We start from the raw sequence: 15,649 nt of genomic DNA on the forward strand, positions 1-15,649 counted from the left end.
ATACGTTCTCCCAGCTAACAGAACGTGGAATTCCATTTAAATGCATAGCTTTGCAATGTTTGGTTGTTAATAAATGATACCGTCGAAAAGTCTTGTTTATTATTCCAAATAGGCCAGCAAATGTTCCCAGCATTTCTGGCCTTTTTACATGGTAGGTGGAACTAATATTTCATAACTGTTATCTTGTTTCCTTCAATAGAAAATTTAACTTGTTTAGTCATTTCCAATAACGTGAGCAACTTTGATAGTGGCAGGTCCCTGTTGATATCAGCCACAAATGTTTCCCTGATCTTGTCCTTATACACCACATCTATATCATACCAATGTGAAAGCTGGTTCATGATTTCCTCAATACTGCTTTCGCTAAACTGAAAGCGCCCATTTTTCCAGGCCATTACTTCGTCGATATTTACGGAATGGTCTACTGTCAAGGCCTCACCGGAATGGTTAACCACCTGTTCGCCGGGCTTGATCAACACCCCTTTTCCATTTCCGGCTTTCACCCTTACGCTTCCTTCGAGCAACGTTGTTTGTACGAGCCTGGTATCATAGGAGTTTACATTGAAGTTTGTACCCAGTACTTCAATAACCTGACCTCCACTTTTTACTTTAAACGGCTGGTTTGGATTCCGGACCACTTCAAAGTAGGCCTGACCTGTTATCTCCACCAGTCTTTCTGTCCCCGAAAATGCTGTAGGAAACCGAATAGAGGAAAGTGCATCCACCCAGACATTACTGCCATCAGGCAACTGTAAAGAAAATGTTCTGCCTCGACCTGTTTGTATGGCGTTGATGGTGGACTCCGTCGTATTACTTTTCAGATAGGAAATAGAATTATCTTTTTTAATGGCCTCCGTATTGGCCACTGCGCCGTTTGAAACGCTGTCCAATACCCTGGTGGAGCCGTCTGCCAGAGTGAGTACGACCTGTTGTTTGGCAGGAAGAATATCATTCGCCATCTGGGAGCTAACTGATGCGATCCTGGGTTTGTATCCGTTTTTAGTGGATAGGAAATAGATACCTGCGCCCAGGAGCAATAAAAAGGAAGCGGCTGCCCACCATAGTGCCCTTCGCAGGAAATGACCCTGAATAACCGGTGTTGATTGTTTTGGCATTATCTGGCTCAGTAAATGGGCTTCCATCCTGGCTGCTACAGCCTGTTTTTCATCTTCACTCCAATGCCATTCCCCGGTTTCGACCATTTGATCGTACCATTGCTCTACCAGCAGCTGTTCTTCAGGGGAACATTTACCCGCCCGATACCTTTCCAGTAGAGCTTTTGCCTGGTTTGCATCCATCATAACGTGAGTTGGTTCGGTATATAGTCCGCCCAACAGGGTACAGGGGGCAAAAAAAATTTATTTTTTTTTTAAACCAGCAGATAAAAGATGAGAACGGCTGCTGTTCCGGTGTTGTAATCCAGGGCTGTTTTAATAAGATGCAGCGCATGCTGGATATGCTTTTTGACTGTTTCCGTGGAGATGCCCAATTTTTCTGCGATTTCTCTATGGGTCAGATGTACATGCCGGCTGAGGTGATAGACTTCCCGCATTTTGGGAGGCATTTTTGCTACTGCATCCCGGATAGTTTCCTGTACTTCTTTTAAACGTAGTTGTTGATCAGCAGTGGGAGGCAACGAATTAACAGTGGCGTCAATAAGTAAGGCGAGATAATCGCGTCGGGTAATATTCTTTTCTATATAATGTATAACCTTATAGCGAACACTGGTTTGCAGGTATGCAGCCAGTGAGCTCTCAATATTAATTTCTTGCCGGCGGTTCCAGAGAGAAAGAAAAACTTCCTGGACGATATCTTCTGCTTCCTGTTTTCCACGAAGGGCTTTTACAGCAGTAATAAACAGCGGTTCCCAGTAGCGACGGTAGATAAAAGTAAATGCTTCCGCATCATCACTTTTCATCATTCTAAGCAAGGCATCATCAGTAAGCATGGGAGTAGCTGTCATGGTGGAGCAATTACAGACAACGTAAAAGTAAGGAAAATATATATAAATGGGATCCTATTCTTACTGCTCCTATATCGGAATCGGGTAGCGAAGCCCAAGAGCGGCGAAGCAGGCGCCGGTTCAGTTCTGTAAAAAGAAACCGGCTGCCAGGAATAGCAGCCGGATTAACTCTCGTTATGATTAAAGTATTATAAAGATTTATTCAACTGAGATTATTTTTACCGGTCCCAATAAACCCGATAACTGCAAGGGTGAATCGGCATTGTAAAAAGGTAACGTTGTATAAGTAAGCTTATTGGTAACACCCGGTTGCGCATCCCCAATCAAGCGGTTTACCCAAAGATTGGTGACTTTTATCTCCAGCTTATTATCTCCTGCTTTCAAAACACCGGTAACGTTTACACGAAAGGGTTGCTTCCACACAATACCCAGTGGCTTTCCATTTATCACTACTTCGGCAAGGTTTCTTACATCGCCCAGGTCTAACCACAATTGCGCACCTTTCACGATAAGGCTCTTACGAAGATTAATATGCTTTGTATAGGTAGCGGTACCGGAAAAGTACCTGATACCGGCATCGCTGTTTTCCGTATAAGAGGTGAGCCGGTCGAAAGTGGCGCTGGCCGGCGCTTCCCGGTTGGGCTGGAACATCACCCTCCAGGAACCTTCTACTGTTGTGATTTCTTTTTCTGTTTTGGCAGGAAGGTCATTTGCCTTCCTGGTGGCTGGCGAAAGGAATACTACAAACACGGCATCATTCGGTGTCAGCTTTAAAGACACTGTTGTGCGGTTATTTTCTATTTTGTAAGAAGCGGGTTCCATGCTCCCTGTCTCCGGATGCCAGATCTGTGGCGTTTTTCCACTAACCCGGAAAACAGCTTTCATGGCTTCATTCCGGTCGCTCCGGTTATTTACCCAGTAGATATCGCCACCCGGCAGCTTGCGATGCACATATAGTAATTGCGTACTATCATGTGGTTTGGCGTACTCAAAGTCAGGTAGCATATTTGAAGCAAAAAGAACTTCCCTCAATGGTTTGGCTGTGGTGACTTTAGGATTTGAGGAAGCCCATATTTCATTTACTAATTGATTAAATTCATTGGGGTCGTCTGTCAAGCTTAGCGGGGTCAATGGTTTTACACCGGTAACAGTAGCACCGGATCTTACCAGTTCCCTTAGTTTACGCAAGGCAGGCAAAGTCATTTTAACGGCGCTGCTGTCCAGCACCAGTACACTATAACTCATACCGCCTGGCGTAACTAATTTGCCGTCTTTTACCGACAACAAATGGATAAGCGCATCAGTATTTATGAAATCATAATCATATCCTTCAGGAATGGCAGGTGGTTTTCTACCAAACAGGTTGGTGATATTATTGTCTTCTCCATAGTAATAAACAATATCAGCTGCAAACCTGCCCTGTTGTAATAAATAGCTGCTGCGGGCCAGATAGTCGTTCCATGCTTTTGCCTGTTCCGCCCATGTTTCATGGCGTGTATACCATTGGCCAAAAGGTCCGAGGCCAAGACCGGGAATTTTGTTATCTAACGGCTGGTGGGGTGAACAATGGATCACAAAACGATTTACACCACTTGCCAGCTCCAGATCCGCGCTTGATTTTAAATTTCCGGGATAATACGCCCATGCGGATCCGCCCATCCCCAGGGCGGTTAAGGACTCTGCAGCTACGAGATTTTGTCCGTACAGGTGCGCTACTGATGCAGATTCCCGGATATCAATCGTATATCTTGTCTGATCGTTTTCATTAATAACAGGACTGGGTGTCCATAATGCAGACATAGGGATGGCTGCCGTTCTTTTCACCTCCATACCATCTCCAATAAATGCGCGACCATCTTCATGCGATTCGGAATAGCGCCTGATACCGTATTGTGCCAGGATATTGGTCAGTGCATCGTAATGATATGCTGCCACCATTTCTTCCAGTGTTTTCCTGAAATCAAACAGAAAAGCCTCACTGGCATCAGCGCTTTTAATGATTGCCCCTGTTATTACAGGCAACCAGGGAATAATGCTGTAACCGCGGCGTTTTTGAAATTCAGCGGGAAAATCAGCCGTCCAGTTTTGTGCACCCGCTTCCCAACTATCTGTGATAAGATATTGCAAAGGGCCATTGTTTCCCATCAGGCTACCGGTGGCATCTTTATACCGGTCTAAATAGTTGGTGAAGTAATTTTTCACCGCCACCGGGTCCAGCTTATCCACTTCCAGTCCTGTTGCAGGGTAAGAAGCAGGATGATTGATCGTACCAAGCAGCGAATACCCAAAACGGATTATTCTCCACTCTCCTCCTTCCGGCACGGTCCAATTGATGGATCCGTCGGCCTGTAGCTTATCTGTGATATCAATCACCTCGTTTGCATTCACCACATCTTTACTGGCAGCAGTTGTTTTGGTATCTAATAAATTGCCTGCCGGTGCAAAGGCCGATTTTTCTTCAAACCTGTTTATCCGGTCAGCAGTATACAGCACGATTTCCGCGATCTCAGTTCCGGCTACATTTTTTTTGCTCTTATCGGCGAGTCCCATGGTGGCCGCCCTGTTAAAAGGGACGGGGGGATTTTTAACCGTGATACGAAAATATTTTGCCGTTGTTGCCGGCACCGGGATGGTTTGCTGTAAAATGGCGCCTGGTGGGATATAGGTGATGAACCGATAATTCACGCCATCGTTACTTGCTTCCAACGCACGGCCATCTGCCGGGTCTGCGCCCTTACCATACATGCCGGGATTGCCGCCGCCAACCATGCTTATCGCTTTAATAGTTTGTGGTTGAGGAAAGGCAAATTGTATCCATGCATATCCTTTCACCGTATCTTTTGGTAAAAGAACGCTTGTATGTAAATCACCATCAGTAAGTTGAGATAAGGTAAAATTATTACTGCCAGACGTTACCACTGCGCCTAAGTCGGCCAACGATCTGTCGGCCTGCGGCACTTTGTACGCCAGTAGGGCCACATCTCTGTAAAATAAAATATCCTTTGAAATATCCACCTTTCGTTCCCCGTAAGGTTGAACGGGCATATCCTGGAAAGGCCCTGTAATTCCCGGTGCTGCGGCTAGTTTAATATTTGAGGCGCCACCTTTTACACGGGTTTCTGTCCACACAATTTTCTTCATTCCATCTTCCGGCTTTACCCAGGGACCACCCGTTTCGCTAAATCCTGGCGAAGCGGCAATAGCCATTTCCAACTTCAGGGAATCGGCCATTTTAGCAGCAAATCTGAAAGCATCCAACCATTCGGGTGTCATATATACCAGTGGCTTATCAACTATCTGCGACTTATCCGAACGACCCAGTTCCACCTCAAACTGATGAAAACCGCCAATGCCCACCCGGTGCATCCATTCCAGGTCTTTCCTGATGCCGTCTTTAGTAATATTTCCATTCATCCAGTGCCACCACACGCGGGGCTTTGCTTCATTGGGCGGGCTAATAAAATTTCTATAGAGGGTATCGCTATTTACCCGTTGTGCATTTCCTTTGACAAAGAGAAAAATAAACACAAAAAATATTAGTGTCCTGTGCACAATAATAAAATTAGAATGAATGAATATTACAAATGCACGAATGAGCGTATTCGTGCATTTGTAACGATTAAAAATTAAAATTTAAATGTTGCAGTCATGAAATATGCTCTTGGCGCAATAGCAACGGTGGAGTAAGGGCGGTTATTCTTAACAGCGTCCTGATACATTTGTTTGGTGAATCCTTGCCTGTCAAGCGCCTCGTTGAATGAACCGGGCCGGCTCCAACTCATTACACCATAAGTGTTGAAAATATTATTGACGATAAACCCTAACCGGAAGCTTTTGGATATATCATAACCAGCGCTAAAATTGAACTGACTGAATGACGGCAACAAGAAAGCATTGGCCACATTTGCCTGCCGCTTGCCCATAAATGACCAGGTAAGCTGCGCGTAAAATTTATCCAGGTTATACGACGGAGTAATGTTGATCATACTCCTGGCAATGTTATCTGTTTCATTACCGGAAAAAGTAGTCACCAAAGAATCATCCTGTGGTCCGGGGTTATTTGCCAACCATGTTTTGAAGTCTAAAGCTTTTGATCTTTGCAAAGTAAGTACGCCATGAATATTGAAATGTTTTGCAAAGCTATAGTCGGCCTCTACTTCTACCCCATAAGTCCTGTATTTATTATAAACCGGTGCCGGATTATAATTAGTCTGGTCAGCATTTTGAAATGTTTGCAGGTTAGGGACGTGGCTCAGCACGCTGTAAAAAGGTGTTACAAATAAATTCAGGTTACCGGTTTTTGCTTTCAGCCCCAATTCAAATTGACTCACTTTCTGTGCCTGCGGGTCTAATGTTTTCACCAGGAAATCGGTAGTAGCATTAATATACAGATCAAAATCAGGCGCTTTATTACCCTGCGAAAAACGCCCGTAAACAGAAAAGTGACTATTAATCTTATAATTCAGACCTGCCGAATAAGAAAAAGTGTTTAAACTCTCGTTAAAGTTGAAGGTAGCCGGAGTGGTGGCGTAGGCATTGTCGTATAAGGTGAGTGGATTTTTATCCAGTCCGCCCGCAGTATCCTGGTTAGCCACAGAAGGGCTGTTGTATCCTTTCACCCGTACTGTTTCGTAACGCACTCCCCAATCGAAGTTTAATGCCGGTGTAATTTGCCAGTTATGGCCGAAGAAAAAAGCCAGTTGATTTTGAGTGGCATGGTTAATTGTTTGGCCGACCCTGTTAACGGTCATAACACCGTTTGCATTTGTGACCAATGCGGTGGTGCCGTCAGGATTAGTACGTGTAATACCTACTACCTGCGGATGTTCTTCTACCGTAGCCAGCGCAAAGCCTATGCGCCCGTTAAGCCTGTCCAGTTGGGTAGTACCAAAAAATCCGCCCAAAGTGAAGCTCATATTCTCTAACTTCCTGGTGAAAGAAAACTGGTCGAGATATTCCTTTGCTTTATTGCTGACAAACAGCAGCGGTTCGTAGAATAATGAATTAGGAACTACCTGGCTACCCGGCAAATCACTGTTGGTAACGGTAAAACTACGACCGTCCAACGTTGCTACAGTGGCCAGATCCCGGCCGCTCTTTATGTCGCGGATGTGATAAGTACCCGGTTGTCCTATCGTATTCATACGGGTATAGATCGCCTGATCAGTCAGTTGTATTGGATAAACAGATCCGTTGGTATTCCAGGTAGTGCTTTTATCAGAGTAGCGCATGGCGTTATTAAACGACCAGCCATTACCAAACCGTTGTTCCCAGTTAAACCCGGCAGATTTATCTGTCGAATGAATCAGATCTTTGTTATTGTAAATACCATCCTGGCCTGTTTTGTTGATGTTGAAATTTTGCTGAATGGAAGGCATCAGCACATTGGAATTGCCTGAAAAACCGGGTGCCGGCTTAGGATCCGTAAAACCAAGCGTTGGCGTAAATTCAAACCAGCCGTTGTGATCATTTAAGTATTTGGCATAAAACTTCAGTGAGCCTGATTTGTATTTTTTCACCAGGTTGCCGCGGAATTGTCCACCATTATTCATCGGGTACCCGGGGTATCTGGCCCCTTCAGCATACCGGTAAAACCCACCGGCATTCCAATACCAATCTTTTCCCAAAGGCCCGCCGATATTAACATCTGTACGATAGAAACTGTTTTTCCCGTTTCCTTCCAGGCCATATTTGGCTACAACTTCTCCCTGTGTTTTCTCACCTCCTTCTTTTGTGATGTAATTGAAGATACCACCCGGTGCATTAGCGCCCAGGATAGATGCAGTTCCACCGCGAACGGCTTCTAACCGTCCTACTGTGGCATCAGCACGAAGGAAGTAATCGGGCCCATAATTACTGCACGTAACGTTTGTTACCGGTAATCCATCTTCCTGCATACTCACATAATAATAACCAGAAGCGCCATCATTGGAACCCACTGATACGCCACGGGAATAAACGGTATTACGAACTTCTCCCAGGGAAGAGTTAACATACACACCGGGCACATTTTTAAGGATGTCGGCTGCGCTTACCAGTGACATTTTGGAGGCCTGGGCGGCAGAAATAGTGCTGATAGCTACTGAGGCTTCCATCTTTTTCCGTTTGTCGAACACCCCGGTAACCACCACTTCTCCCAGGCCTGTAGCAGATGGTTTCATGTCAATCACCAAAGAAAAAGTAGCGCCTCCTTTAAGCGTATAACCCGATAATTTTTGCGATTCATAACCTACCATTGTTACCACAAAGCTATATGGACCACCGGCAGGCACACTGGAAAAGGTAAATACGCCGGCTGTATCGCTTTTGGTTCCGGATGTAAAGTTTGTTTTGTTGTTGCGGATAATCACCGATGCACCAACCAGCGGTTCATTATCGCTACCATGCACAATCCCTTTTACTATAGTGGTGGCTTCCTGCGCCTTTGTATCGGATGGCGAAAGGATTTGTATGAGCAATAGAAGAGCTGGTAGAACAGCCCTGAGTTTAAGCAGTTCAAATTTCATGTGGAATTCTTTTTTATAAAAGTAAAAGTCTGTATCAGTATGACTGAAGGTTCATCCTGCAGGATGCAATTTATAACGTGTTATCAGTTTACTTACTTATGATAAAAGCACTGTCCTTCTTAGTAATCGTTAAATTATGAAGGATGGCTATTTCTTTTAAAATACTCTCTAAAGAATCTGTTCTGTTGTATTTGGCTGTAAAATATATGTTTTGAATATCCTTCTTCTTATAGACTATTGGTACATTGAACATTTGCGACAGGTGATCAAATACTTCCGGCAGCAATTGATTATTGAACTGATACCAGGAACCTTCTGTATTGCCGGGTAGCGAAGGTTTATCGTCAGATAACTCATCGTTGATGATTTGCTCCGGAACAGCATGATTGTTTAATTTAAACGTCTTCACACTAGTTGTTCGACTGCCATACACAAACGATTGGCCAGGTAACAGGTATACGTCTTCGTTCATTTTACGATTCGATTTATCTACTCTCTTCACAACCACTTTTCCCTTATATAAACGAACGATCACATTTGTTGAATTGGCAAAGGAAGTAACAGTAAATTCAGTTCCCAATGCAGTGATGGATATATCACCACTGATAACAGTAAAAGGTTTTGCCTTGTCAGGAGCGACCTTGAAATACGCTTTACCGGTCAGTGTTATATCCCGCCTGTCGGTAAATGGTTCACGATAAGTGACTGCACTGCTGCTTGCCAAAACGATCAGGGAGCCATCTGCCAACTGAATTCTTTTCTCTTTACCTGTTGTATTTACTTCATGCCGCATTACCAACATCAGGCTATCCGCCTTTCCTCCGGTATGTTGTACAACAGGTAGATCCTGTTTTTTGTTACTAAAAAACATCCAGCTCAAACCAATCACCAACAGCACGGATGCCGCAACAGCTACTGCAACCAGCATGTTGACCGGCCTGGATAATTTCCGGACGTCTGCCCCTGGCAGATCTTGCTCCAGTCGATTCCATTTCTCCTCCAGGGTCGCTTCGTCCGTCAGATATGTCAGGTCCTGCTTTATCTCTGTTAGTTGCCAGACTTTTTTCAAATGATTAAAGTAGCGCTGGTGCTCCTCACTGGCATTGAGCCAGTTTTCAACAAATACTCTCTCCTCTGCTGTTTCCTCATTAAACAAGTACCTGACCAAAAGCTCGTCATATTGATTGTTGTCTTCCATGTGCGCTATATTATATATACACCTAATGATGAATTCTTCCCTACAACGAAAAAAAATATTCTTACTTTTTTAATAAAATATTGAAAGTCAATACAATGAGAATAGTGAGAAACTTCGATAGTTTCTCCTTCAATTTTATCATAGCCCTATAGATCTGAGTATCCACTGTTTTTACAGATATATTTAACCGGTCGGCTATTTCTGTATATTTCAGTCCTTCAAATTTTCTGAGTTCAAATATGATACGCATCTGTTCCGGCAGTTCTGCAATAGCAGCGTCGATAGCAGAACTCAGCTGTTTTAAATCAATACTATTAAGGCCCGTTTCCGAAATATCTTCGGCCGTTGTTTTCAATAAATAGGCCGTATGCTGTTGCTTTATTTTTTCGTGTCTTATAGTATTTAAACTAAGATTGTGAATAATTTTATACAGATAAGATATTGGAGATATGCCAGGAACAAGCGTTTGGCGTGTTTCCCAAAGTTTGATAAAGCCGGTATGAACCAGCTCCTCTGCCAGGTGAATATCAAAGCCATATTTCAATTTGCAGTGGATACAAAGAGGGGGATAGTGTTTTGTGAATAACTCCTTAAAGGCAGCTTTGTCAAACCATAGATGATCAGGAGGCACACCCTCCAAATTGTCCTGTATGTAATTGATGCTCATTGGCAAATGCTCCCTTTAGATGAAGAGATAGTTTGAATATAACGTGTCGGACCAATAAAAATAACTTAGACAATAATAGGAATAAATAGGAATTTCAAACAGTATTTCTTTTCTTTCTGCAACATGGGGGCGGGCCCCAAAGGTCGCTTTTATAATGAGGCCAGGAAGATTTGACTTTGATAATTGCTACTTGTTGGTTTTTATTGACAGAACTTTTTGCTACATTTATTTATATACTCTTATAAATAAAATACGGCTATGGAAACCTTTGTGCAGCATCCCGACAAATTCAGGGAAAAGCGTTAAAGGCTTTTTAAAAGCCCTTTGTAGAAAAGAGATGTTGGATTGCCCTCCTTTAAAAAACTGTTACAAGAGTTTACTTGACTAAAAAAAAGTATGAACTATGTTTGATACATTTTTTGAAAAATATCCGGATTATTCAACCGTACAGAAGCCAGCAGTAGATGTATTGGATAAGTTTAGGGGCAAACTGCCCATTCAACTTATGGATTTCTGGAATGCTTATGGATTTGGAACATATATGAACGGCTATCTCAAAATGGTTGATCCTTCAGAATTTCAACAGCTTTTTGATGAAGCCTACAATAATATGAACAACGAAATTGTTTTTGCTGTTACCGGTCTTGGGGATTTCCTGACATGGACAGGGGATGCAATACGGGCTGTTTACTTCAAAAACGGCTACGATTCCATTATCGAAAGTGGGGACGATATGGAGTGGTTTTTTGATATGGATTTAGCCGACGAGGGCTTTTTAAGGGATAATTTAGATGATAAGAACTACGTGGCCGCTAAAGCAAAATTAGGTGAACCGGGATATGATGAATGCTTCGGTTATGTGCCCCTGCTGGGTATAGGCGGACAAGAGAAAGCAGCGCACCTTCAGATAGTAAAAATAAAAGAGCATATTTCCCTAATCGCCCAAACACTTGGTAAAATTAAATAACGTTAACCCACGCTTTGGGCTTTTTAAAATGCATAGGTTTCAGACTTTACCTACGATCTGTTCCATTTCAAAACAGATGAGTCTTTCCATTCCAACCTTACGGTATGCCACAGGTAATAATTTCTTAACAGTAGTTATGTAGCTTCACACCTGAAAGTTATCATATAAACGGGTGTCATGAAGTATATTATTTTACTGGGAGCTTTCCAGGCGGTGGTCGTATTCAGTATATTCATCATAGACCATAAAAAAAGATCTTCGGATAATATATTAAGCTGGTTTTTGATATTAGTGTTTGTTCATTTGGGTAGTGGCTTCGCACTACATACACTTTTTCCTAATGCCGAAATCCATAAGCAGTTCTATACTTTTATCACACTGATGTATTCGCCGTTGTTGTGGATATATGCTAAACACCTTTCCGGCAGGCATCTACAGGCGGGACAAAAAAACTACTATCATTTTCTGCCTGCAATGGCGGGAGCCGTGGTATATTTTACGATTGCGGGTTACATTATTGTACATAACGGTAATACTCCAGCGGCGATCATTTATTATAACCAGGTAGTAGGGTATACGGCGATGATCTCTTTTCCTTTATATGGAGCTTTGTCTCTGCGGGAAGCCCGTCGTATCCCTTCCTTTTGGCAATCGGAAATATGGCTGGTCCGGTTTATAGCGACTGTGTTTATACTTATCACAGTGTTGATGCTGGCACTGGTGTTAAATAACCATTTACCGCCCGCTTCCCGGTTCAATATCGACCAGCACCTGTGGGGGAGGATATTTACTTATATATCCCTGCTGAGTATCTGCCTGGCCATTGGCAGGGTAAGGATTTTATTTTTGATGGATACTGAAACTCCATTGCCGCTGTTAGATTATACGTCACCTGAAACAGACCCGGCTGTGGCCAGCGCGGCGGAAACGGCGGACAAAGAAACAGCAGCTGGCATTCCGCAGCAACCCCGGAAATCACTGTTGCCTGAGGAACAACAGGCCGCCATTGCCTGCCAGCTAAAACAGTGGATGTATGAAAAGACAGTATATAAAGATCCCGAACTCACGCTGGACAAACTCGCGGCAGCCATGGAAATATCCCGCCATCATCTTTCAGAAACCCTCAACCAATATATTGGCCAGTCCTTTTATCAATTCATCAACGAATACAGGATCCGGGAAGTGATCAAACTAATTGATGAGCACCGGCAACGCAAAGACACGCCCAATATCCTATCCCTGGCATTTGAAGCCGGGTTTCATTCCAAATCTTCTTTTAACCAATACTTCAAGAAAGTAACCGGAAATACCCCTTCCGCCTATATGAAAAGTAAAAATATGATGATAACAATGCCAGCAGGTGCAGTCAAAAGTTCCCTTACATAAATGGCTTAACAATAAGGTAACATTTCATAAGATATTGATTATTAATAAATAACACCCCGTTTCATTTTCGTCGATCTACAAAGTCGTACGGATTTATCTACAAGGACGACTTCGGCCGGCAGCCGGTTCAACTTTGCGGAAAATCTTTTTTGCCCATGAGCAGCCGACTTTTACTAATGATTTTACTCCTGCCTGTTTTCTGTACGGCACAACAAATCAGGGGGAGCATTCTATCCAAAGAGGGTCCCTTACCCTCCGCTACCATCGTCATCGATGGCACCGGAACACAAACAGACCTCTCCGGGATATTTAATATCACACTCCGAAAGACCGGGAAGGTGACGCTTAAAATCAACTATATAGGATTTGCCGTTAAAACGGTAGAAATAGATGTCAAACCCGGATTAAACCAATTGGGAGCTATCCTGATGGAGCCTTCCAACGATGTGCTCGGAGAAGTAGTGGTGAAAGGCGCTTCCGCCGGCTCTCAGATACGGGCCATCAGCATCAAAAAAAATGCAACAGGAATTATGGAGGTGTTGGCTGCCGATGCCATCGGCAAACTGCCCGACCGTAATGCCGCAGAGGCAGTGCAGCGTATGCAGGGTGTTTCCATCGAAAGGGACCAGGGAGAAGGAAGATATGTGTCGGTGCGCGGCACTCCCATCCAATGGAGCGCTACGCTGCTCAACGGCAACCGCCTGCCTACTGCCAGCCTGGACTATACAGACCGTCGCATACAAATGGATATTTTTCCTTCGGAACTGATTGAATATGTGCAATTGTCTAAAGCCATCACCCCGGATATGGAAGGCGATGCCATTGGTGGTTCCGTTAATTTCATTACCAAAGCAGCTCCGTTGTCGAAAATGTTGCGGATCAATGCCGCCGGCGGATATGGTGACCAGGCCCGCAAAGGTTCTTACAATGCTTCCATTGTATACGGCGACCGGCTGCTGAAAGGCAAACTGGGGTTTGTTGTTTCCGCTGTGATCTGGGACCGTACATCGGCTCAGGATCGTTATAACATGACCTACGATTTTTCCAATCCCAATGTTCGCCAGTCCTATTCCATTACAGATCTTCAGCTGAGGGATTATATCGCACACCGCAAAACAACCGGGCTAAACGCTGGTCTGGAATATAAATTCAATGACAGGCATAAGATACAGTTTAAAAGTATTTATAGCGCGTTTCTCGATGGACAGAATGTACGGGAAACATACTTTTATTTCAACACCAAAAATGCAACGATTACCGACAGGGCATCCAATTACTTTACAGACCTTTATTCGGGCGAATTAAGCGGACAATCTGTTTTCTCCGGCAAACTAAGCCTCGACTGGGCAGTTAGTGCTGATAAGTCAAAGTTTCGGTTTAAAGATCCCGGTTATTATCCCATGGCCACCTTCCAACAGGCTGTCACTTACGACGGTCTGGCTACCGACGGAAAAAAATACCTGTCCATGGCTGCTCCCGACGGAAAAGGCGATGTGATAGATGCAGTACTGCCACATATATCGTCCACTACCCCTATCAGCGCCAACGCCATGAAACTCTCCCAGGTGATTATGCTGCGCAGCACCAACTGGGAAGAGAACAAACGTTTCAGCTTTCATCTGAAATACACACCTACGGAGCGTCTGACACTGAAGTTTGGAGGTAAGTTTATTCATAAAGACAAAGTGGTGCAATCTCCCTACAATGTATATGTAGCGGGCATCCAGAAACCGTCACCCACTATGACCAGCCTGGGTACTGAACCATTCCCCTATAACGGCGGCTTCCTGTCTGAAATCGGATCTCCATACAACAATGTGATCATTGATCAGATGGCCCTGAACCAGTTGAAATCGCTGGTGACACCGGAAGGTGTCAGCCAGCACGGCCTGTATCCTTTCCAGGTAGATTCTGCCACCAACGCATCCGGTGCCACCAAGTACTTCACAGGTGTGGAAAAAGTATATGCGCTCTACGTGATGGGAGAATATAAAGTGTTGGACAAACTGACGATCACAGGTGGCATTCGCAATGAGTATAACCAGGTAACCTTCAACGGTAGCAAAGTCACCTCCAACGCCGGCGGCAAGCAGGTGACCTCTCTCACGCAGGACAACAGCTACAACGCTTTCCTGCCCATGCTGCACCTGAAATATAATGTGACTGATAAAGACATTGTCCGGCTGGCCTATACCCGCAGCTTCGTCCGTGCAGATTTCAACAACCTGAATCCCGGCACCACACAGGATGATGCAAACAAAGTTATCAGCAGAGGCAACGCCAGTCTGAAACCTACGTTTGCCAATAACTTCGACCTCATGGCCGAACATTATTTCGGTGGCATAGGCATGGCTACCATTGGCGCTTTCTATAAAAAACTCACCGACCTCGTTTATACCAACCAGTGGTCCGAAACAATCGGAGGTGTGCCATATGCCGTAAGTGAGCCGGATAACCTGCAGGGCGCCTGGCTGGCAGGATTTGAGGCCGGCCTTGCGAAAAGATTTACCAGCTTACCGGGTTTCTGGAAAGGATTTGGAGTAGATGCCAACTATACTTATACCAATTCACAGGTGAAAATTCCACGTTTTGTGAATAATCAGAAGATAGAAGACAAGAGCGCAATTCCTAAGCAGGCCAAACATATTTTCAACGTATCACTGTTATACGAGTACAATAAATTCATGGCCAGGATTGCAGGCAATTATAAAGGCAAATACCTCGACGTAATCCGTCAGGCTGCAGGCCCCGACCACTACCGTTGGTATGCTGAGAATTTCACGGTCGATTTTTCCGCTTCTTATTCCATCACGCCCAAAATCAGGACATTCCTTGAGTTAAACAATATTACCAATGCGCCGGTGCGCTATTACCATGGCACGTTTGACCGGGTGGAACAGGCAGAATGGTACTCCATCCGCGGACAGGCAGGCGTGAGTGTTAAAATTTTCTAACTAAAAAA

The 15,649-nt window shown here is 44.2% G+C and carries 9 protein-coding genes; 3 read left to right on the forward strand and 6 right to left on the reverse strand.

Annotation, left to right across the window (positions count from 1 at the left end; all coding sequences use genetic code 11):
- Window positions 1-161 precede the first annotated feature (161 nt).
- The 6 genes from B5Z18_RS09975 to B5Z18_RS10000 form a co-directional block, all read right to left on the reverse strand.
- Window positions 162-1,301, reverse strand: coding sequence for a FecR family protein (locus B5Z18_RS09975; protein WP_079469208.1), 1,140 nt, complete (start codon window positions 1,299-1,301; stop codon window positions 162-164).
- 68 nt (window positions 1,302-1,369) lie between these two features.
- A complete protein-coding gene (locus B5Z18_RS09980; protein WP_079469209.1) occupies window positions 1,370-1,963 on the reverse strand; it encodes an RNA polymerase sigma factor in 594 nt (197 codons plus the stop codon).
- A 198-nt stretch (window positions 1,964-2,161) separates the two neighbouring features.
- Window positions 2,162-5,515: a glycosyl hydrolase gene (locus B5Z18_RS09985; RefSeq protein ID WP_235015897.1), complete on the reverse strand. Its 3,354-nt coding sequence runs from the start codon at window positions 5,513-5,515 to the stop codon at window positions 2,162-2,164.
- 74 nt (window positions 5,516-5,589) lie between these two features.
- Window positions 5,590-8,469, reverse strand: coding sequence for a TonB-dependent receptor (locus B5Z18_RS09990; RefSeq protein ID WP_079469211.1), 2,880 nt, complete (start codon window positions 8,467-8,469; stop codon window positions 5,590-5,592).
- Between the two features lie 88 nt (window positions 8,470-8,557).
- Window positions 8,558-9,667 carry a FecR family protein gene (locus tag B5Z18_RS09995; protein WP_079469212.1) on the reverse strand — a complete coding sequence of 370 codons (1,110 nt, stop codon included), beginning with the start codon at window positions 9,665-9,667 and terminating at the stop codon, window positions 8,558-8,560.
- A gap of 61 nt (window positions 9,668-9,728) precedes the next feature.
- A complete protein-coding gene (locus tag B5Z18_RS10000; RefSeq protein ID WP_079469213.1) occupies window positions 9,729-10,334 on the reverse strand; it encodes an RNA polymerase sigma-70 factor in 606 nt (201 codons plus the stop codon).
- Between the two features lie 403 nt (window positions 10,335-10,737).
- Between B5Z18_RS10000 and B5Z18_RS10005 the strand changes: the two genes are divergently transcribed.
- The 3 genes from B5Z18_RS10005 (at window position 10,738) to B5Z18_RS10015 (ending at window position 15,641) form a co-directional block, all read left to right on the forward strand.
- Window positions 10,738-11,301, forward strand: a complete 564-nt coding sequence (locus B5Z18_RS10005; protein WP_079469214.1) for a T6SS immunity protein Tdi1 domain-containing protein — start codon at window positions 10,738-10,740, stop codon at window positions 11,299-11,301.
- A gap of 177 nt (window positions 11,302-11,478) precedes the next feature.
- Window positions 11,479-12,687 carry a helix-turn-helix domain-containing protein gene (locus tag B5Z18_RS10010; protein ID WP_079469215.1) on the forward strand — a complete coding sequence of 403 codons (1,209 nt, stop codon included), beginning with the start codon at window positions 11,479-11,481 and terminating at the stop codon, window positions 12,685-12,687.
- A gap of 155 nt (window positions 12,688-12,842) precedes the next feature.
- On the forward strand, window positions 12,843-15,641 hold the full coding sequence (locus B5Z18_RS10015; RefSeq protein WP_079469216.1) for a TonB-dependent receptor: 2,799 nt from the start codon (window positions 12,843-12,845) through the stop codon (window positions 15,639-15,641).
- Window positions 15,642-15,649 lie beyond the last annotated feature (8 nt).

It is taken from the genome of Chitinophaga ginsengisegetis, from assembly GCF_900168065.1.
GTDB classification, from domain to species: Bacteria; Bacteroidota; Bacteroidia; order Chitinophagales; family Chitinophagaceae; genus Chitinophaga; species Chitinophaga ginsengisegetis.